Below are 18,784 nucleotides of genomic sequence, written 5' to 3'. Positions count from 1 at the left end.
GCGGCCCCGGCGGAATCCCCCTCCGCCGGGGCCGCGGTGCGTTCGGCGTCCGGTGGGCGGGTGTCTCCGGCCCGCCCTCAACCCGCTATCCGCCGCTGGGCCGTCGTCACCCGGGCGGCCTCGCGCAGCTCGCCCTCCCGGCGGCGGCGCCGGGCCAGCACCACCCGCCGCTCGGCGGCCGTCAGCCCGCCCCACACGCCGTACGGCTCCGGCTGCGCCAGCGCGTGCTCACGGCACTCCAGCAGCACCGGGCAGCGGGCACACACCTGCTTCGCCTGCTCCTCGCGCGACAGCCGGGCCGCCGTCGGCTCCTTGGACGGCGCGAAGAACAGCCCCACCTCGTCCCGCCGGCACGCGGCGCCGGTGTGCCAGGGGTTGTCCTCGCCCGGGGAGCCCGGGCCGCCCTGCGGGCACTGAGGCCCCGGGGAACCCTGCGGGCGGCCGTCGGGGCGGGGCTCCAACAGCTGCGCGGCGGCGACGGGCGAGGTGGTGCGGGACTCGATCGGATGCAGCACGGCCGTACTCCTGACGAGACTCTCGGACACGGGGAAGCTCGCTCCCCTGGCCGGCTGCGAGCCCCCGCTCTTCCACCCCCGGACCGGCCGCTCGGCCACCCCCGGTGCGCAGCCGCACAAGAAGCGATGTGCGAGAGGAACTACCCCGCCGGGCGGCGATTCATGCACACTGCACGCAATCGACTACCCAGTGCACTCGCCACAACGCCGAGTGCCCGGCCGGGAGTTGTCCCCAAGGCCGGGCACGCGACGGGTCGATCGGCGGTTGATCAGCAGGTCGATCTGCAGGTCGATCTGCAGGTGTTCTGCAGGTCAATCGGCGTCAGTCGACGCCGAGTTGCTTGCGCACCCACTCCTTGAGCTTCTTGCCCCGGCGTGGCTTGGCGTCACAACCCCCGAAGATCGCGGTGCCCTTGACCCTGACCACCGGGGCGTACGGGTCCGCCGCCGTCTGCTCCTTGACGTCGAAGCCGCCGAAGATGCCGACACCGCCGCCGTGCAGGCTGACGTTCTCCGGCACCCGGATCTCGACCCCGCCGAACAGCGACAGCACGTCGATGACCACCTCGGGCGACTCGAACACCGCGTCGCTCAGGTCGATCTCCACCCCGCCGAACACCGCGGCCACCTTCAGGTGCGAGCCGACCCGCCAGCGGCCCTTGCGGGACGCGCCGCCGAAGATCGCCACGATCGACGGCGCCTCCTCGCGGGCGGGCAGTTGCACCGGGCCCGTCGGGCGCGGCGCCGAGGCGTCCACCGGCGGCTTCTCGAACGAGACCGGGCGGTGACTGGGCAGATCCCGGGTGAGCGGCACCAGGTCGCCCAGGGTCTTGGCGGCGTACGCGGCCTCGATCCGCTCGGCGTGCTCGTCGACGTCCAGCCGGCCCTCGGCGTAGGCGTCGCGCAGCAGCTCGGCGACCCGCTCGCGGTCGGCGTCCGAGGCCCGCAACTCGGCCTCCGCCACCGGAGCGTGCGCAGACGCCTGTGCGGGCGTCGGGGTCGGCCTGGGCTCGGGTGCGGCCTCCGGCCTGGTCATCGGTACGGGCGCCGGCACGGGCGGCTGCCCCTGATCGTCCTGCGGCGGCGAGTTGTCCACGGGCCAAGCCTAGTCGCTCGTACTGCCGCCCGAGTGAGCCCGGTCACGCAGGCTGCCCTGTCCGCATGAGCGCTTTCACCGGGTCCTACCCTGGATGGTGCTTCGCCGACGCAGCCGGATCACTGGAAACCTAAGGACCGCCCCCATGGCTCCCACGCCAGACTTCGAGTACAGCGACCTGCTCCCCCTGGGCGCTGACCCGACCCCGTACCGCAAGCTCACCTCCGAGGGCGTCTCCACCTTCGAGGCCGGCGGCCGCACCTTCCTCCAGGTCGAGCCCGACGCGCTGCGGCTGCTCACGGCCGAGGCGATGCACGACATCTCGCACTACCTGCGCCCCGCCCACCTCGCCCAGCTGCGCCGCATCCTGGACGACCCGGAGGCCAGCCCCAACGACCGCTTCGTCGCGCTCGACCTCCTGAAGAACGTCAACATCTCGGCCGGCGGCATCCTCCCGATGTGCCAGGACACCGGCACCGCGATCGTCATGGGCAAGCGCGGCCAGAACGTGCTCACCTCCGGCGCCGACGAGTCCGCCATCGCGCGCGGCGTGTACGACGCGTACACCAAGCTCAACCTGCGGTACTCCCAGATGGCCCCGGTGACCATGTGGGACGAGAAGAACACCGGCAACAACCTGCCGGCCCAGATCGAGCTCTACGCGACCGACGGCGACGCGTACAAGTTCCTGTTCATGGCCAAGGGCGGCGGCTCCGCCAACAAGTCGTACCTGTACCAGGAGACCAAGGCCATCCTGAACGAGGCGAGCATGCTCTCGTTCCTGGAGCAGAAGATCCGCTCGCTCGGCACCGCCGCCTGCCCGCCGTACCACCTGGCCATCGTGATCGGCGGCACCAGCGCCGAGTTCGCGCTCAAGACCGCCAAGTACGCCTCGGCGCACTACCTGGACAACCTGCCGACCTCCGGCAACGCGAAGACCGGCCACGGCTTCCGCGACCTGGAGCTGGAGGCCAAGGTCACCGAGCTGACCCAGAAGATCGGCATCGGCGCCCAGTTCGGCGGCAAGTACTTCTGCCACGACGTGCGCGTCGTCCGCCTGCCGCGCCACGGCGCCTCGCTGCCGGTCGCCATGGCCGTCTCCTGCTCCGCCGACCGCCAGGCGCTCGGCAAGATCACCGCCGAGGGCGTCTTCCTGGAGCAGCTGGAGACCGACCCGGCCAAGTACCTGCCGGACACCACCGACGAACACCTCGACGACGACGTGGTGCGCGTCGACCTCAACCAGCCGATGTCCGCCATCCGCGCCGAGCTCTCCAAGTACCCGGTGAAGACCCGGCTCTCGCTCACCGGCACGCTCGTCGTCGCCCGCGACATCGCGCACGCCAAGATCAAGGAGCGCCTGGACGCCGGCGAGGGCATGCCCAAGTACCTCCAGGACCACCCGGTCTACTACGCCGGCCCGGCCAAGACCCCCGAGGGCTACGCCTCCGGCTCCTTCGGCCCCACCACGGCCGGCCGGATGGACTCCTACGTCGACCAGTTCCAGGCCGCCGGCGGCTCGATGGTCATGCTCGCCAAGGGCAACCGCAGCAAGCAGGTCACCGACGCCTGCGCCGCGCACGGCGGCTTCTACCTCGGCTCCATCGGCGGCCCGGCCGCCCGGCTCGCCCAGGACTGCATCAAGAAGGTCGAGGTCCTGGAGTACGCCGAGCTCGGCATGGAGGCCGTCTGGCGCATCGAGGTCGAGGACTTCCCGGCCTTCATCGTCGTCGACGACAAGGGCAACGACTTCTTCCGCGAGACCACCGAGGGCCCGCTGATCACCAACCTGCGGGTGCGCTCGAAGGAGTAGCCCTTCTTTCGGCTCTCCCCCCGCCCCGGCCGCACTCTGCGACCGGGGCGGTGTGCGTTGATCCGGCCGACAGATTTGTTGTCAGGTAGCAACAAGCAGACCTGAGCGACCTGTTCGGCCCGGCTCTCGGCGTTCCGAAGTCGGTCTGGGAGTGGATCGACACCGCACAGTACAAGCTGACGCAGAAGGGCCAGCACCGGGCCGCCGGGGTGGTTGACCTGCTGGTTGCCGGTACAGCCGTCCACAACGACATGACCGTCCTCCACCTGGACGACGCCTTCGCCACCGTCGCCCGGGTCGTCAGCGAACTGCGCGAGCAGAACATCCGTCACCCGGCGGGCTGACACAGCCGTCCTCAGGCGTCGAAGTCATACTCCAGGACGTAGGAGGCGGCGTCGAGGATCATCTCGTTCAGCTCGACGACCTGGCCCTCGTCGGCGAAGGCGGTGCGGCAGATCAGGATGACCGGGGTGCCGGCGGACAGTTCCAGGCGGGTGCCCTCCTCGGCGCTCGGCATGCGCGAGCGCACCTCCTCGCGGAAGTGGACGGGCTTCGCGCCGATCTCCGCCAGGCGCGCGTAGGTGCCGCCCGGGCCGGTGTCCTCGCGGGTGATCGCGGTGCCGGCGACGAGGCCGGCCGGCAGGTACGAGGTGGACAGCAGCACCGGCTTGCCGTCCAGCACGAAGCGGCGGTGCCGTACGCACATCGGCGCCCCCGGGTCGACTCCCAGCACCCGGGCCACGTGGTCGGGCGCGCCCTGCTGGGTGACCGAGACCTGGTCGACGACCAGCGTGCGCTTGTCGATGTCCGCGGACCATATCGACCGGCCCGACCCCCACTGCCCCTGCGCGAGCCGCTGGATCCCGCGCCGCCGCAGCGGCCGGAAGTCCCGCACGAACACCCCCGCGCCGCGGCGCGCCTCCGCGATGCCCTCGCTCTGCAGCACCCCGAGCGCCTGGCGGGCCGTCATCCGGGCCACGCCGTACTCGTCCATGAGGTCGTTCTCGCCCGGCAGCCGGTCGCCCGCCCGGTACTCGCCGGCGTCGATGGCCGCCCTGAGCGAGTCGGCGATCCGCTGGTACTTGGGCTGCTTGTCGCCACTGCTGCCGGTCATCACCGCTTCCTCTCCCTCGCGGAAATCGTAGGCGCGCCCGCGGTCGCCGGTAAGCAGATACGACCGTTGACATCTCTAGAGATATTAGCTTCTCTAGAGATGCTGGGTAGTCGCCGAGCATCACCACCGGTGCACGGACAGCGACCAAGGCAAGGAGAGTGCGGTGAACACTCGACGTCATCACAACGCCACCGCCTACCGGCCACACGCAGGTGAACGCGTCCTCGACCGGAGGAGCGGACGCACCGGCATCTACATGGACACCATCGGCGGGGAGCACTACCTGCGGCCCGAGGGCGGCGGCTGCGAATGGACCGCCGACCCGGGGCACGTCACCCCGGCCCCGACGGCGGACGACGACGACCCGGAACCCGCGAGATCCGGCCAGCGGGGGGCGGGGCCCCGGAAGAAACGCCAAGCCATCGCAAAGGACATCATTTGCGGCAATTGCGGGGAAATCCGACCGTTCGGCGAACTCCCGCCATCCGCCGCGCATGGTGAATCCGGAATTCCGAAACGCCTCAAAGTAGCCGACCGGCACGTTACGGATATCGACCGTCACCATGCGTGTGCCGCATAGGGATTGAGTCACGCCTCGGGACGGCAAGTGCCCCCGCGCCCGGACGGGGGCGCGGGGGCGACCCGGCTACGGGTGGCTGGAGATGATGCCCTGCGGCTCGTAGACCTCACCCGGCGTGCCGGTGGCCGGCGTGCCGGGCTCCACCACGTGCTGGGACTCGTCGCCGAGCAGATCGTTCTCCAGGGCCGCCTTCTCGGCCGCGGTGGGCTCGGTATAGGTGGTCGGGTTCGAGGACGCGGTCACCGCGCCCTCGACAGCCTTGCCGGCCTCCACAGCGGCAGCCGGGGCCAACGTCTGCGCCTGGTTGTCGGGCGTCGTCGGCACCGGGGTCTCGCTCTGGTCGTTGGCCATTGGCGGCCGCCTTTCGGTCATCAATGTCTTCAACCCGGCCTGCTTGGCGCGGGCGCGCGGACAGTATCGTAGGGTTGATTAAATGTCCGATAAACATCGTGCGGCTTGCGGTGACGTCCGGCAGAGTCGGCCGTCCGCCTAAGCTGAAGCGCCACGGCGGACCGCCGAGTGCCCTTCGCGGAATCGACACCACAGGCCATCGGGGGACTTCATGGAGTTTCGGGAGACGCCGCCTGTGCCTGCGCTGCGCTTCCAGGTCCTTGGTCCGGTCCAGGCCTGGCTCGACGGGAAGCCTCTGTCGCTCGGTTCCCCCCAGCAGCAAGCGGTTCTGACCGCCCTTCTTCTGCATTCCGGTCGCCCCGTCACCACCCAGGACCTCGTCGACGGCCTGTGGGGTGATCGCCCGCCGGCGCAGGCCGTGGCCGCGCTGCGTACGTACATCTCCCGGCTGCGCACCGTCATCGAACCTCGCCGTGAAGTGCGTGCCCCCGCCGAGCTGCTGGTCTCGGTCGCCGACGGCTATGCCCTGCGCATTCCCGGGGACGCCCTCGATGTGACGGTCTTCGAGAGCCTCTCCGCCGAGGCCGCCGCCGCCCGCGCCGCAGGAGACCTCCACGAGGCGCACCGCCTCCTCGTCCGCGCCCTCGGGTTGTTCAGCGGGCGCCCGCTCACCGGCATCCCCGGCCCCTACGCGGACGCACAACGCCTGCGGCTCTCCGAGCGCCAGGTCGCCGCCTCCGAGGACATGTGCGCGGCGGCCCTCGACATCGGGCTGCACGCCGAGGTGGTCGGCGAACTGAACTCGCTCACCGCGGAGCACCCGCTGCGGGAACGGCTTCGCGAACTGCTGATGCTCGCCCTCTACCGCTGCGGTCGGCAGGCCGAGTCCCTCGGCGTCTACACGGACACTCGGAAGCTGCTCATCGACGAGCTCGGCGTCGAGCCCGGTTCCGGCCTCTCCGCCATGCACTCCCGCATCCTCGCCGCCGACCCGACACTGGCTCTCCCGGCCGTCCCCACGACCGCCCCGCTCCGCGAGGACAGTCCGGCCGCGCCCCCGCCGCCGGCCCAGCTCCCGGCCGATGTCTCGGACTTCAGCGGCCGGTCCGAGCTGGTCACCGATCTCTCGGCCGTCCTGATGAACGCCTCCGGGCAGGCAGTGGTCGTGACATCCCTGGCCGGCATCGGCGGGGTCGGGAAGACCACGCTCGCCGTTCACGTGGCCCATCGGGTACGGGCCGACTTCCCGGACGGGCAGCTGTACGTCGACCTGCGCGGCGCTGGTGCTTCACCGGCCGACCCCGCCGTCGTCCTGGGCGACTTCCTGCACGCGCTCGGAGTCACCGACAACCCCGACTCGCTCGAACAACGCGCCGCGCTCTACCGCTCGCTGCTGGCCAGTCGGCGCATGCTGATCCTCCTGGACAACGCCCGGGACGCCGAGCAGATCCGGCCCCTCATCCCCGGGGTGTCCGGCTGTGCCGTCCTCGCCACCAGCCGTTCGCGACTCGCCGGCATCCCGGGCGCGCATCTGGTCGACGTCGAGGAACTGACGCCGCAGGAGGCTCTCGCCCTCTTCTCCGCCATCGTCGGGGAGCATCGCGTCACCGCCGAGCCGGAAGCGGCCATGGCTGTTGTCACCGCGTGCGGCTTTCTGCCGCTCGCCGTCCGTATCGCCGCGGCCCGGCTGGCCAGCCGTCCGCGGTGGAGCGTCTCGGACCTGGCCCGTCGGTTAGCGGACCAGCGGCGCCGGCTGGACGAACTCCAGCTGGGGAACCTGGCAGTGGAGACGACCATCGGGCTCGGCTACGGACAGCTCTCTCCTTCGGAGGCCCGTGCCTTTCGGCTGCTCTCGCTGATCGACTCGACCGACATTCCGCTGGCCGCGGCAGCAGCGCTGCTCGGTGAAGACGAGGACACCGCCGAGGCGCTCGCGGAAGCACTGGTCGAGGCGAACATGCTGGAGTGCTTCACACCCGGCCGCTACCGCTACCACGATCTTCTCCGGCTGTACGCCCAGCGTCAGAACGAACGGATCAGTGACATCGAGGAACAGCAGACCGCCGTACGGCGTCTGCTCGACCTCCTGCTGCCCACGGCCCGGAACGCGGCCCGGTCCATCGAACCCGACGACCAGCTCCCGGAGCCCCTGAATCCGCTGGGGTCGTCCGGCATGGAGCTGCCGACGAGTCAGGACGCGCGGGAGTGGCTCCGGACGGAGATCACCTTCCTGCTCAGCGCGGTCGAGGCGGCCGTACGGGGGCCGGGCTCCCTACTGCGGCCGGCCGTCGATCTGCTGATCGTCCTGAACAGCCTGGTCGAGGACCCCACGCACGGCTCGCGCGTTCGCCGGTTCCTCGAAGCCGCCGAACGGAATGCCGAATCGTACGGGGACTCCGCCGCACTCGCCCGGGTGCACTTCGCCTTCGGCACCTTGCAGTCGATTACCAACGACTTCCAGGGCGCCGAGCGGTCGCTGCGGAAGAGCCTGAGCCTTCAGGTCGACGACATGACTGTCCTGCGCTCCGCGACGGCCAACGATCTGGGGATCATCCTCAGCCTCGCGAACCGCCCCGCCGAGGCTCTCCCGTTCTTCGAGCAGGCCCTCGCGATCAGCCGCGTGGTCGGCGCACCGATCGGCGAGGCCCGACTGCTCGGCAACATGGCGCGAGCCCAACTCGGGCTGGGAGAAGCCGAGGTCGCCGTTCGCTCGGTCACCGAGGCGGTCGCGACGGCTCGGGCGTCGAAGAACGGTCCGTGCCTCGCCGACACGCTGTACCAACTCGGCGTGGTGCTCTCCTCGGCCGACGACCCTCTGGCGGCCGCTGGGCACCTGCGCGAGTCCCACCGGCTCTACCAGTCCCAGCAGAACCGCCTTCGCGAGGGCTACACCCTCGCCCGTCTGTCATCGGCCCTGCTCGCCGCCGGGCAGCACGCCGAGGCGGCCGAAGCGGCCGAGGAGTCGCTGACGATCGGCCAGGAAATGGACTCCGCCTACTGCCAGGGCCTCGCCAACGCCGCGCTCGGCGAGGCGCTGCTCGCGCTGGCGCAGCCGGCGCGTGGGCTCGCCTGTCTCCGGGAGGCGCACGCGATCTTCACGCGGCTCGGTGTGCCCGAGGCCTCCCCCGTGGCGGACCTCATCTCCCGACAGCACACCGAGCCTGTCCCTTCCTCTCCCCCCGCGCCTTGAGGCCTCCACCCCCCAGCGGAGAACCTCCCCCGATCCGCGTTGCGTCGGCGCTCCCGCAGCCCCCCGGCTGCGGGAGCGCCCTCAACGCTTCCCCGGCGCTGGACTCCACTGTGCACCGGACCGATTGACGTTCGATAAACGTCTGATTGTCAGCCTGCGGAGTGGCAAAGCCGCAGGTCAGGGCCGCCACCCCGGCGCGCCGTGCGGCGTGCGGGGCAGGGCCGCACCACCCCGGCCCGCACCGTCGTGCTTCCGCAACCCGGTCCACAACGGCCCAAGTACGACGAGTTGGCCGGAAAGGGGTCCCATGGCGCTGTGATCACGCATATTCTCAGATGCCAGTGCACACACAAGTGTCTGCCGGCAACGTGTCAGAGTGCAGTCCGTCAGTGTGATGCGGGGAGCGTGACGCACCGCCACCGGCAGCGGCCGGCCAGGCTGGCGGAGGCCAGGGTGGAAGGGTGCCTCTCTATCGTGACGACCGGACAGATATCCGACCCGTTCCCCGTCGGCGAGGACGCGGGTGACGACGAGCCCGACGCCCGGCGGCGCCGGGCCGCGCGGGCGTTGCAGGCGGTCGCCTTCGACACGATCGGCGCCGGGTACGGCGAGGCGTTCCCGGCGAAGGACGGGCAGCTCGCGTGCGGGCGGCAGCTGCTGGCGGAGCTGGAGCCGGGCGCGCGGGTGCTCGACGTCGGTTGCGGGACCGGGGAGCCGACCGTCCGGCAGCTGGCCGCGGGCGGGCTGCGGGTCACCGGGACAGACCTCTCGGACGTGATGCTGACGCTGGCCAGGGAGGCGCGCCACCCGGGGGAGTTCCCGCCGGACTTCCACCGGATCGACCTCTACGACCTCGGCACCGAGCGCGCCGGGCAGGTCTGGAACGCCCCCGCGCTGGGGCCGCTGGGAATGGGCCGGTTCGCCGCCGTCACCGCGTTCTTCTCGCTGATCCTCCTCCCGCAGGACGAGATTCCCACCGTGCTCGGCCGGCTGCGCGACCTGCTGCGGCCCGGCGGTCTGCTGGCGCTGGGGATGGTCGAGGCGGATCTGGATCACGTTCCGCTTCCGTTCCTTGGCAGAGAGCTGCGGATCAGCGGGTATCTGAGGGAGGATCTGGAACGGGTTCTGGTGGCGTCGGGGTTCGCCGTCGAGGAGTGCTCGGGGCACCCGTACGCGCCGGCCAGTACCTCGCTACCGCCGGAGGAGCAACTGTTCCTGTGCTGTCGACGCGTCGGCTGACCAACCGCGACAGCAGAAGAGTTCAGCAAGCAGAACACCTCAGAACCCATCCCGAGTCCAGGACAGGCAGCCGTGCGCGACCAGCTCAAAACCGAGGCCGGACAGCCGCCTGCCCTCCCCGGCCCGCGCCGCGAGCCGGCGCCGGCCGCCCCCGCTTCCCCGGCACGCGACGACGTGGCGGACCGCCTCGCCTACCTCGACTCGGCGACCCGGCGGATCAACAGCGCGCTCGACCTGGCCGCGACGCTGCGCAACATCGGCCGGGTGCTGGTCCCGGCACTGGCGGACGCCGTCGTCGTCCACCTGCGCGACCCACTGCCCAACGTCGAGCGTGAGCCCGGCTTCCCGGACGAGCTGCGGATCCACTACAGCACCGGCACCCGGATCGGGCGGCGCGGCCGCCCCAGCGGCACGGACGACCGGCGCCGCTCCCGGTACGGCGCCCGCTCGACCGCCGACGGCGGGCCCGCCACCCCGGTGACCCGCGGCGGAGCCCTCGCGCACGCCCTGCTGAGCCGCCGCCCCGCCGAGTGTGCCGTCCTCGGCACGCCAGCCGCGGAGCGCACCGAGGCGCTGCTGCGCGAGCTGTACGGCACCCGCGGGCTGGCCCGGCTCGGCGCCGGCACCTCCGTCCTGGCCCTGCCGCTGCGCGGGCGCAAGGCGGTGCTCGGTCTGCTGGTGCTGATCCGCCGCCCACCTGAACGCACCGGCCGCCCGTCCTTCAACACCGCCGACACCGCGACCGCCGCCCACCTCGCCACCCAGGCCGGTCTGGCCGTCGACACCGCGCTGCGCTACGCCCGTGAGTGGGAGATAGCGAACGAACTCCAGCGCAGCATGCTGCCGTTGCGCCTCCCGCAGCCGCACGGCGTGCGCATCGCCCAGCGCTACCTGCCCGGCGAGCGCGGCGCCCAGGTCGGCGGCGACTGGTACGACGCAGTGCCGCTGCCCGGCAACCGGGTCGCCCTGATCGTCGGCGACGTCATGGGCCACTCGCTCACCTCGGCCGCCATCATGGGCCAACTCCGCACCAGCGCACAGACGTTGGCGGCGCTCGACCTGCCGCCGCACGAGGTGCTGTACCACCTGGACGAGCAGGCCCAGCGGCTCGGCCGCGAGCAGCACCTGGCCACCTGCGTCTACGCGGTGTACGACCCGATCGCCAACCGCGTGGTGCTCGCCAACGCCGGACACGTCCCGCCGGTGCTCGTCCGGCCGGACGGGACGGCCGAGTTGGTGGAGCTGGACTCCGGGGCACCGATCGGAGTCGGCGGGGTCGACTTCAACTCCGTCGAACTGCCCGCACCGCCCGGCTCGGCCCTGCTGCTGTTCACCGACGGGCTGGTGGAGACCCGCAGCCGCCCGCTCAGCGACGGCCTCGAACTGCTCCGCGCCCGGATCGCCGCCGCCAGGTGGCACGCCCCCGAGCAGCTCTGCCAGGAGGCGCTGCGGATCCTGCCGCCGGGCGACCGCGGCGACGACATCGCCCTGCTCGGCGCGTGCTTCGACGGCATCCCGGCCGGGGACGTCGCGCACTGGTACCTCCAGCCGCGCAACGAGACGCCCGGCCGGGCCCGCCGGCTGGCCGCGCACACGCTGCGCCGCTGGGGGCTCGGCGAGCTCAGCGAGGCCACCGAGCTGATGGTCAGCGAGCTGGTCACCAACGCCGTCCAGCACGCGACCCGCCCGGTCACCCTGAGCCTGGTGCGCACCACCCGGCTGCGGTGCGAGGTCGGCGACGACAGCCCGCTGCTGCCCCGGCCGCGCCGGACCGGTCCGGAGGACGAACGGGGGCGCGGGCTGCAGATAGTGGCCAGGTGCGCGGACCGCTGGGGCGCGACCCGGCTGGGCACCGGCAAGGTGGTCTGGTTCGAGCAGCGGCTGCCGCCGTCGTAACGGCGGGCGCCCGGCGGGAGAAGCCCACCGGGCGCTGGTGACCGCACCGCTCATACCCTGCCGGGCGCACGGGACTCAGACCCCGGCGGGCTCCTTCGCCCGCTCCGTCTCCAGCCGGGCGATCAGCTGCTCGCCCTCCATGTCCACCCGCGGCACGACCTTCTCCAGCCGCTTCGGGAACCACCAGGCCGCCTTGCCGAACAGCGCCATCGCGGCCGGCACCAGCGCCATCCGCACCACGAAGGCGTCCACCAGCACGCCCACCGCGAGGGCGAAGCCGATCGGCTGGACGATCGGGTCGTGACCGAAGACGAACGAGCCGAACACCGACACCATGATCAGCGCGGCCGCCGTCACCACCCGGGCGCCGTTCTTCACCCCGGCCACGACCGCCTCGCGCGGCGCCATGCCGTGGACGTGCTGCTCCTTCATCCCGGAGACCAGGAACAGCTCGTAGTCCATCGCCAGCCCGAACAGCACCCCGATCAGCAGGATCGGCACGAAGCTCACCACCGGGCCGACCTTCGGCACGTCGATCAGGCCGTCCAGCCAGCCCCACTGGTAGACCGCGACCACCGCGCCGAGCGAGGCGGTGATGCTGAGCAGGAACCCGGCCACCGCCTTGAGCGGGACGAGCACCGAGCGGAACGCCAGCGCCAGCAGCAGCATCGCGATGCCGACGATCACCGCGAGGAACGGCGGCAGCGCCTGGCCGAGCTTGGTGGAGACGTCGATGTTGGCGGCCGTGGTGCCGGTGACGGCGATGCCCGCGCCGGTCGAGGCCTTCAGCCCGGAGCGCTGGTCGCGGATCTCGTTGACCAGCGCCTTGGTGTCCGCGTGGTCCGGGCCGGTCTGCGGGATGACGGTCAGCAGGGCCGTCCCGCTCGCCCGGTCGACGGTCGGCGGCAGCAGCGTCCTGACGCCCTTCAGGGTCTGCAGCTTCGCCGCCACGCCCCGCACCGCCTGCTCCGGCTGCGGCGTGCCCTGAGCGTCCACGACGACCACGAGCGGCGCGTTGAAGCCCGGCCCGAAGCTCTCGCCGACCAGGTCGTACGCCTTGCGCGCATCCGTCCCTGCGGCTTGCGAACCGCCGCCCGGCAGGCCGAGGTTGAGGCTCGCGGCGGGCACCGCGAGGACGCCCAGCCCGGCCAGCCCGATGAGCAGGACGGGCAGCGGGCGGCGGACCACGAACCGGGCCCAGCGCTCGCCCATGATGGTCCGGCCGCCGGTGCGCAGCGCCCGCCGCCGGACCGGCAGCCGGTCGATGGCGCGACCGGCGAAGCCGAGCAGCGCGGGCAGCAGGGTGATCGCGACCAGGACGGCCACCACGACCGCCCCGGAGGCGGCCAGACCCATGACGGTGAGGAACGGGACGCCCGCGACGGCCAGCCCGGCGAGCGCCACGACGACGGTCAGGCCGGCGAAGACGACGGCGCTGCCGGCGGTCGCGGTGGCACGGGCGGCGGCCTCCTCGGGCTCCAGCCCCTCGTCCAGGTGGCGGCGGTGCCGGGAGAGGATGAACAGCGCGTAGTCGATGCCGACGGCGAGGCCGACCATGAGCGCCAGCACGGGCGCGGTGGTGATGATCTCGAACGAGCCGGTGAGCGCCAGCAGTCCGGCCATCGCCACGCCGACCCCGACCAGCGCGGTCACCAGCGGCAGCCCGGCGGCGACCAGCGAGCCCAGGGTGATCACCAGCACCACCCCGGCCACTGCGAGGCCGATCGCCTCGCCGCCGTCGACCTGCGCCATCCGGTTGTACGCGTCGCCGCCGAAGGCGACGTCCAGCCCGGCCGCGCGGGCCGGTTCGGCGGCGGCCTTCACCGCCTCGCGCTGCTGGTCGGTGATGTCGGCGAGCTTGTGGTCGAAGGAGACCAGCGCGATCGCGACCCGCCCGTCCGGCGAGACCGCGCCGGCGGCGTACGGGTCGGGCGCGGCGGCCACGCCCGGGACGGTGGCGATCCGGCCGACCGTCTCGCTGACCGTCTTGGCCGCCTCGGGCGCCGCGATGCCGCCGGCCGCCGGGGCGGCGAAGACGATCTGCGCGGAGCCGTGGCCCTGCTGCGGGAAGGTGCCCTTGATCCGGTCCAGGGTGGCCTGCGCCTCGGTGCCGGGGACCTTGAACTCGTCGCCGGTCTTGCCGGCGAACGCCCCCGCGGCCCCGCCGACGGCGATCAGCACGGCGATCCAGACGGCGAGGACGGCTCGCCTCCGCCGGAAGCAGTAGCGGCCCAGTCGGTACAGGTACGTGGCCATGGCTGACCCCTCGGTCCGGTCGTCGGGCAGGCAGGTGCCTGACCAGGTCTCGATCCACCGTACGCTCGACTTTGTCGGATGACAAAGTCGAGCGATGAAAGCTAACGACACAATCGTTCGACACGGTTGACCGACCATGGCGATACCCTGGCTGGATGGCACATGTCCCCGCCGCAGAACGCCGGCCCCAGCTGGTTCAGGCCGCTCTCGACCTGATGACCCGCGAGGGGATCGCGGCCGGCAGCACCCGGGCGATCGCGGCCGAACTCGGCGTGGCCCAGGCGACGGTGCACTACACCTTCGGCACCAAGAAGGACCTCTACCGGGCCGTCGTCGAGCAGCTGACCGCCGACTTCATCGGCCAGGTGCGCGCCGCCTCCCCCGGTGACGGGCCGTTCGGCGAGCAGGTCCGCACCCTGGTGCACGCGCTCTGGGAGGCCGCCACCGGCGAGGACGGGCGCTGCGTCCTGCTGACCGAGTTCGGGGCGCTGGCGATGCGCGACCCGGATCTGCAGGAGATCATGCGCGGGCTCCAGCGCGAGGTCGAGGGCACCGCCACCGAGATGCTCACCGCCCTCGCGGCGGCCCACGGCCTGACCCTGGCGATGCCGGCGCGCGAGATCGCCGTCCACTTCCTCAGCGGCTTCGACGGCCTGACGGCACGCTACCTCGCGCTGCGCGCCCCCGGCGCCCAGCCGGACGCGGACACCCTGCAGGCCCTGGACCTGCTGGTCGCGACGACGGTCGGGCTCTGCCTGGGCGCGCCGGCAAAAACCGCCTAGGGCACGATCCGGACCGGGAGTTCGGCCAGCACCTCGCGCAGCGAGGCGGCGAAGCGGTCGTACTCGGCGCTGCGGGCCGAGCCCGGACGGGTGGCCAGACCGATCCGCCGGCCGGGCGCCGGGGCGGCGAAGCGGACGGCAGCCAGCCGGTCGGTGCGGCCGGCCTCGACGTTCAGGGCGGTCGCGGGCAGGAGGGTCACCCCGAGGCCACCGGCGACCAGCTGGACCAGCGTCGACAGGCCGGCCGCGCGGGTGGTCGAGCCCGCCGGGTCCGCGCCGACCTCGCGGCAGATGTCGAGGGCCTGGTCGCGCAGGCAGTGGCCCTCCTCCAGCAGCAGCACGTCCAGGTCGAGCAGCACGTCGCGCGGGACGTCGATCCGTCCGGCGAGCGGATGCTCGGGCGGGGCGACCAGGACGAAGTCCTCGTCGAACAGCGGGATGTCCCGGGTCGGCGAGGCGCCGCCGGCCGGGAGCGCGAGCAGCAGCACGTCCAGCCGCCCGGCGGCCAGCCCCTCCAGCAGCGAGGGCGTGCGCTCCTCGTGGACGTGCAGCTCCAGCTCCGGATAGCGGTCGCGGACCAGCCGCAGCACGGTCGGCAGCAGGTAGGGCGCGACGGTCGGGATGACGCCGAGGTGCAGCGGCCCGGTGAACGGGCGGCGGGCGGCCTCGACCTCCTCGGTGAGCGCCTGCAGCGAGGCGAGCACCCGGCGGGCGTGCTCGTGCACCCGCTCCCCCAGTGGTGTGACGATCACCTTGCGTGTCGTACGCTCGACGAGCTGCGCGCCCAGCGACTCCTCCAGCGCCGCGACCGCCCCCGACAGGGCGGGCTGGCTCGTCCCGGTGGCCGCGGCGGCCTCCCGGAAGTGCTTGTGCTCGGCCACCGCGACGAACGCCCTGAGCTGGGCGACCGTGGGCAGGCGGGGACTGCGGGCGGTGGGTGGCTGGGTATTGATAACTCTCTCCGATCAGATACATCGAGTGTAGCTATTTCCCCGATCAGTCCACGATGTGAAATCGTGGAGTCATGTCCGCAATCCGGACAAACTCCCCTCAGTCTCACTTCAGGAGAAGCGAACGTGCTCACGATCGGTGACAAGTTCCCCGAGTTCGAACTCAAGGCCTGTGTCGACCTGGACGCCGCGAACGCCTTCGCTGACATCAACCACAAGTCCTACGAGGGCAAGTGGAAGATCGTCTTCTTCTGGCCGATGGACTTCACCTTCGTCTGCCCGACCGAGATCGCCGCGTTCGGCAAGCTGAACGACGAGTTCGCCGACCGCGACGCCCAGATCCTCGGCGTCTCCGGCGACTCCGAGTTCGTGCACCACGCCTGGCGCAAGGACCACAAGGACCTGCGCGACCTGCCGTTCCCGATGCTGGCCGACGTCAAGCACGACCTGATGCGCGACTGCGGCGTCGAGGCCGCCGACGGCACCGCCCAGCGCGCGGTGTTCATCGTCGACCCGAACAACGAGATCCAGTTCGTCATGGTGACCGCCGGCTCCGTCGGCCGTAACCCCAAGGAGGTCCTGCGCGTGCTGGACGCCCTGCAGACCGACGAGCTGTGCCCCTGCAACTGGAGCAAGGGCGAGGACACCCTCGACGCCCAGGCCCTGCTGGCGGGCTGACCCATGGCCCTCGACGACCTGAAGTCCGCCCTCCCGGACTACGCCAAGGACCTCAAGCTCAACCTGGGCTCGGTCATCGGCAACTCCGACCTCCCCGCCCAGCAGCTCTGGGGCACCGTGCTCTCCTGCGCGATGGCCACCCGCAGCGCCGCCGTGCTGCGCGAGCTGGAGCCCGAGGCCAAGGCCAACCTCTCCCCGGAGGCGTACAACGCCGCCAAGGGCGCCGCGGCCGTCATGGGGATGAACAACGTCTACTACCGGACGCTGCACCTGCTCTCCGACAAGGAGTACAGCAGCATGCGGGCCGGTCTGCGGATGAACATCATCGGCACTCCGGGCGTCGAGAAGGCCGACTTCGAGCTCTGGTGCTTCGCGGTCTCGGCCATCAACGGCTGCGGCCAGTGCCTCGACTCGCACGAGGCCGTCCTCCGCAAGGCCGGCGTCGAGCGCGAGGTCATCCAGGCCTCGATGAAGATCGCCGCCGTCCTCCAGGCCGTGGCCGGCGTCCTCGACTCCGAGGCCGTCCTCGCCGCCGTCAACGCCTGACGGTCACCACAGGACCCCACGCACCACCCGCACGGGCCCCCGCCGGACACCACGTCCGGCGGGGGCCCGTCGGCGTCGGCGTCAGTCCGCCGCGGGGGCCGCGGGCGGAGCGGCGGCGGTGCGTTCGGCAGTGCGTTCGGCGGCTTCGCGGGCGTTTTCGAGGGCGGTGAAGACTGCCTGGCCGGCCTCGTTGCGGCGGCGCAGGTGGGTGACCACGGTGTTGGTGACCGCGATCAGCGGGACGGCGACGACCGCGCCGCCGATGCCGCCGATGATCCCGCCGGCCGCGACGCCGAGGACGACGCCCAGCGGGTGCACCCGGACGGCGCGGCCGAGGATGAGCGGCTGGAGCACGTGGCTCTCGATCTGCATCACCGCGATCAGCACGACCAGCACCATCAGCGCCGTCCACGGGCCCTGGGTGACCAGGGCGATCAGGACCGCGGCGGTGCCCGTGACGAGTGCGCCGACCAGTGGGACGAAGGCGCCCAGGAAGATGATCACGGCCAGCGGCATCGCCATCGGCACGCCCAGCAGGTCGATCCCGATGCCGATGCAGACCGCGTCGATGAACGCCACGCAGACGGTGCCGCGCACGTACGCGGTGAGCGTCGCCCAGGCCTTCGGCCCGGCTCCGGCCATCGCGAAGCGGGAGTGCCGGGGCAGCCCGCGCAACGCCCAGTTCCAGATCTTCGGCCCGTCGTAGAGGAAGAAGAAGGTGGTGAAGAAGGTCATCAGCACGGCCGTCAGCACCTCGACGGCGATCTGCGCTCCGGTGAGCGAGGCCGCGGTGATCTGGTCGGTGTTGGTGGTGATCGCCTTGGTGATCTGGTTGGCGAAGTCGGTGATCTGCTGCTGGGTCAGGTGCAGCGGGCCGGTGATCAGCCAGTCCCGCAGCTGGTTGACACCGCGCTGGACCTGGCTGGTGACGTCCGAGATGTTGGTGGTGACCTGCCAGACCACGAACCAGCCGACCAGCCCGATCCCCGCCAGACCGCTCAGGAACACCGCTCCGGCCGCGAGCGAGCGCGGCACGCCGTGCCGGCGCAGCCAGGACACGGAGGGCTCCAGCAGCGCGGAGATCAGCAGCGAGGCCAGCACCGCGAAGGCGACCAGCCGCAGCATGTCGACGACGTAGAAGACGACGTAGAGCGCTGCGCCGAGGAGCAGCAGCCGCCAGGTCGACTCGGCGGCCACCCGCAGGCCCCAGGGCACGGCCTCGGCGGGCGTGGCGGGCCGGCCGGGGTGGAACTCCCGTCCGAAGGCACCCTGGGTGACGGGCGCGGGGGCGGGCGGTGTCGCGGGGGCCGGGGCGGGTGCGGGGGCCGACGGCACCGGGTCGGGGTCCGTCCGCGGTGCGGGGACCGGTCCGGCCGCCTCTGGCAGGGCGGGGACGGGGTGCGCGGCGACGACGACGTCGTGCGAGTCCGCCGCCATAGCGGCGCGCCGGCGCCGTTCGATCACGGCGGCCGCGCTCGCCACCACGGCCATGCCCTTGGCCACGGCCTTGAAGGCCTTCCCGCCCCGCGCCATCCTCGCTACCACCGCTCCCGTGCCGGTCCGCCGGTGCCCGGCGGTACGCCGTGGGTCGCGCCACGGCCGTCAGGGAGACGCTACCCGCCCGGCGTGCGGTGAGTCCGGCCGCCCGGCGGGTTCGGCCCGATCACGACCGGTTCGAACGCCCGGACCTGGCGCGCGAATGCCACCAAAAGGGGACAGACCATGAGGTTTCAGTCGCCCGGCGCTGGGGAGGAGTGGGAACGAAACCCCACAGCCAT

The 18,784-nt window shown here is 72.0% G+C and carries 15 protein-coding genes; 8 read left to right on the top strand and 7 right to left on the bottom strand.

What is annotated here, in order from left to right; genetic code table 11:
- Positions 1–77 precede the first annotated feature (77 nt).
- Positions 78–515 carry a WhiB family transcriptional regulator gene (locus tag KV557_RS29120; protein WP_308130132.1) on the bottom strand — a complete coding sequence of 146 codons (438 nt, stop codon included), beginning with the start codon at positions 513–515 and terminating at the stop codon, positions 78–80.
- 322 nt (positions 516–837) lie between these two features.
- Positions 838–1,611, bottom strand: a complete 774-nt coding sequence (locus KV557_RS29115) for a DUF1707 SHOCT-like domain-containing protein (RefSeq protein ID WP_308130131.1) — start codon at positions 1,609–1,611, stop codon at positions 838–840.
- 145 nt (positions 1,612–1,756) lie between these two features.
- Between KV557_RS29115 and KV557_RS29110 the strand changes: the two genes are divergently transcribed.
- A complete protein-coding gene (locus KV557_RS29110; protein ID WP_218204509.1) occupies positions 1,757–3,424 on the top strand; it encodes a fumarate hydratase in 1,668 nt (555 codons plus the stop codon).
- Positions 3,425–3,779: 355 nt separating this feature from the next.
- Here the strand turns inward: KV557_RS29110 and KV557_RS29100 are convergent, their stop codons facing one another.
- Entirely contained in the window at positions 3,780–4,538 is a 759-nt protein-coding gene (locus tag KV557_RS29100; protein ID WP_218204508.1) for a GntR family transcriptional regulator, read from the bottom strand.
- 163 nt (positions 4,539–4,701) lie between these two features.
- Between KV557_RS29100 and KV557_RS29095 the strand changes: the two genes are divergently transcribed.
- Positions 4,702–5,118, top strand: a complete 417-nt coding sequence (locus tag KV557_RS29095; RefSeq protein ID WP_218204507.1) for a hypothetical protein — start codon at positions 4,702–4,704, stop codon at positions 5,116–5,118.
- A gap of 66 nt (positions 5,119–5,184) precedes the next feature.
- On the opposite strand, the gene KV557_RS29090 is transcribed toward KV557_RS29095, so the two are convergent.
- Entirely contained in the window at positions 5,185–5,469 is a 285-nt protein-coding gene (locus tag KV557_RS29090; RefSeq protein ID WP_218204506.1) for a hypothetical protein, read from the bottom strand.
- A gap of 235 nt (positions 5,470–5,704) precedes the next feature.
- Between KV557_RS29090 and KV557_RS29085 the strand changes: the two genes are divergently transcribed.
- The 3 genes from KV557_RS29085 (at position 5,705) to KV557_RS29075 (ending at position 11,794) form a co-directional block, all read left to right on the top strand.
- The gene (locus KV557_RS29085; protein WP_218204505.1) at positions 5,705–8,659 is read left to right on the top strand and encodes an AfsR/SARP family transcriptional regulator; all 2,955 of its coding nucleotides are present in this window, start codon (positions 5,705–5,707) and stop codon (positions 8,657–8,659) included.
- Between the two features lie 567 nt (positions 8,660–9,226).
- Positions 9,227–9,898: a class I SAM-dependent methyltransferase gene (locus KV557_RS29080; protein WP_256178109.1), complete on the top strand. Its 672-nt coding sequence runs from the start codon at positions 9,227–9,229 to the stop codon at positions 9,896–9,898.
- 72 nt (positions 9,899–9,970) lie between these two features.
- Positions 9,971–11,794: a SpoIIE family protein phosphatase gene (locus KV557_RS29075; protein ID WP_218204504.1), complete on the top strand. Its 1,824-nt coding sequence runs from the start codon at positions 9,971–9,973 to the stop codon at positions 11,792–11,794.
- Positions 11,795–11,869: 75 nt separating this feature from the next.
- Here KV557_RS29075 and KV557_RS29070 read toward each other — a convergent pair whose 3' ends face one another.
- The gene (locus KV557_RS29070) at positions 11,870–14,050 is read right to left on the bottom strand and encodes an MMPL family transporter (RefSeq protein ID WP_218204503.1); all 2,181 of its coding nucleotides are present in this window, start codon (positions 14,048–14,050) and stop codon (positions 11,870–11,872) included.
- A 155-nt stretch (positions 14,051–14,205) separates the two neighbouring features.
- Between KV557_RS29070 and KV557_RS29065 the strand changes: the two genes are divergently transcribed.
- Positions 14,206–14,832 (top strand): TetR/AcrR family transcriptional regulator, encoded by a 627-nt coding sequence (locus KV557_RS29065; protein ID WP_218204502.1) that lies wholly within the window; start codon positions 14,206–14,208, stop codon positions 14,830–14,832.
- Here KV557_RS29065 and KV557_RS29060 read toward each other — a convergent pair.
- Positions 14,829–15,713, bottom strand: coding sequence for a LysR substrate-binding domain-containing protein (locus KV557_RS29060; RefSeq protein WP_374106684.1), 885 nt, complete (start codon positions 15,711–15,713; stop codon positions 14,829–14,831). The genes KV557_RS29065 and KV557_RS29060 overlap by 4 nt on opposite strands.
- A gap of 195 nt (positions 15,714–15,908) precedes the next feature.
- Here KV557_RS29060 and KV557_RS29055 point away from each other — a divergent pair, with 195 nt between their 5' ends.
- A complete protein-coding gene (locus KV557_RS29055) occupies positions 15,909–16,460 on the top strand; it encodes a peroxiredoxin (RefSeq protein ID WP_218204501.1) in 552 nt (183 codons plus the stop codon).
- A 3-nt stretch (positions 16,461–16,463) separates the two neighbouring features.
- On the top strand, positions 16,464–17,006 hold the full coding sequence (locus KV557_RS29050; protein ID WP_218204500.1) for an alkyl hydroperoxide reductase: 543 nt from the start codon (positions 16,464–16,466) through the stop codon (positions 17,004–17,006).
- Between the two features lie 81 nt (positions 17,007–17,087).
- Here the strand turns inward: KV557_RS29050 and KV557_RS29045 are convergent, their stop codons facing one another.
- Entirely contained in the window at positions 17,088–18,539 is a 1,452-nt protein-coding gene (locus tag KV557_RS29045; protein ID WP_218204499.1) for an AI-2E family transporter, read from the bottom strand.
- Positions 18,540–18,784: the final 245 nt, after the last annotated feature.

The organism is Kitasatospora aureofaciens (genome assembly GCF_019192735.1).
Lineage (GTDB): Bacteria > Actinomycetota > Actinomycetes > Streptomycetales > Streptomycetaceae > Kitasatospora > Kitasatospora aureofaciens_A.
The sequence above is the reverse complement of the archived record's forward strand: the minus strand, read 5'-3'. Positions and strand labels throughout refer to the sequence as shown.

Coding starts and splice junctions, on each gene's coding strand:
- KV557_RS29110 (WP_218204509.1), top strand. CDS start 1,757: ATGGCTCCCACGCCAGACTTCGAGTACAGCGACCTGCTCCCCCTGGGC.
- KV557_RS29100 (WP_218204508.1), bottom strand. CDS start 4,538: ATGACCGGCAGCAGTGGCGACAAGCAGCCCAAGTACCAGCGGATCGCC.
- KV557_RS29090 (WP_218204506.1), bottom strand. CDS start 5,469: ATGGCCAACGACCAGAGCGAGACCCCGGTGCCGACGACGCCCGACAAC.
- KV557_RS29070 (WP_218204503.1), bottom strand. CDS start 14,050: ATGGCCACGTACCTGTACCGACTGGGCCGCTACTGCTTCCGGCGGAGG.
- KV557_RS29065 (WP_218204502.1), top strand. CDS start 14,206: ATGGCACATGTCCCCGCCGCAGAACGCCGGCCCCAGCTGGTTCAGGCC.
- KV557_RS29050 (WP_218204500.1), top strand. CDS start 16,464: ATGGCCCTCGACGACCTGAAGTCCGCCCTCCCGGACTACGCCAAGGAC.
- KV557_RS29045 (WP_218204499.1), bottom strand. CDS start 18,539: ATGGCGCGGGGCGGGAAGGCCTTCAAGGCCGTGGCCAAGGGCATGGCC.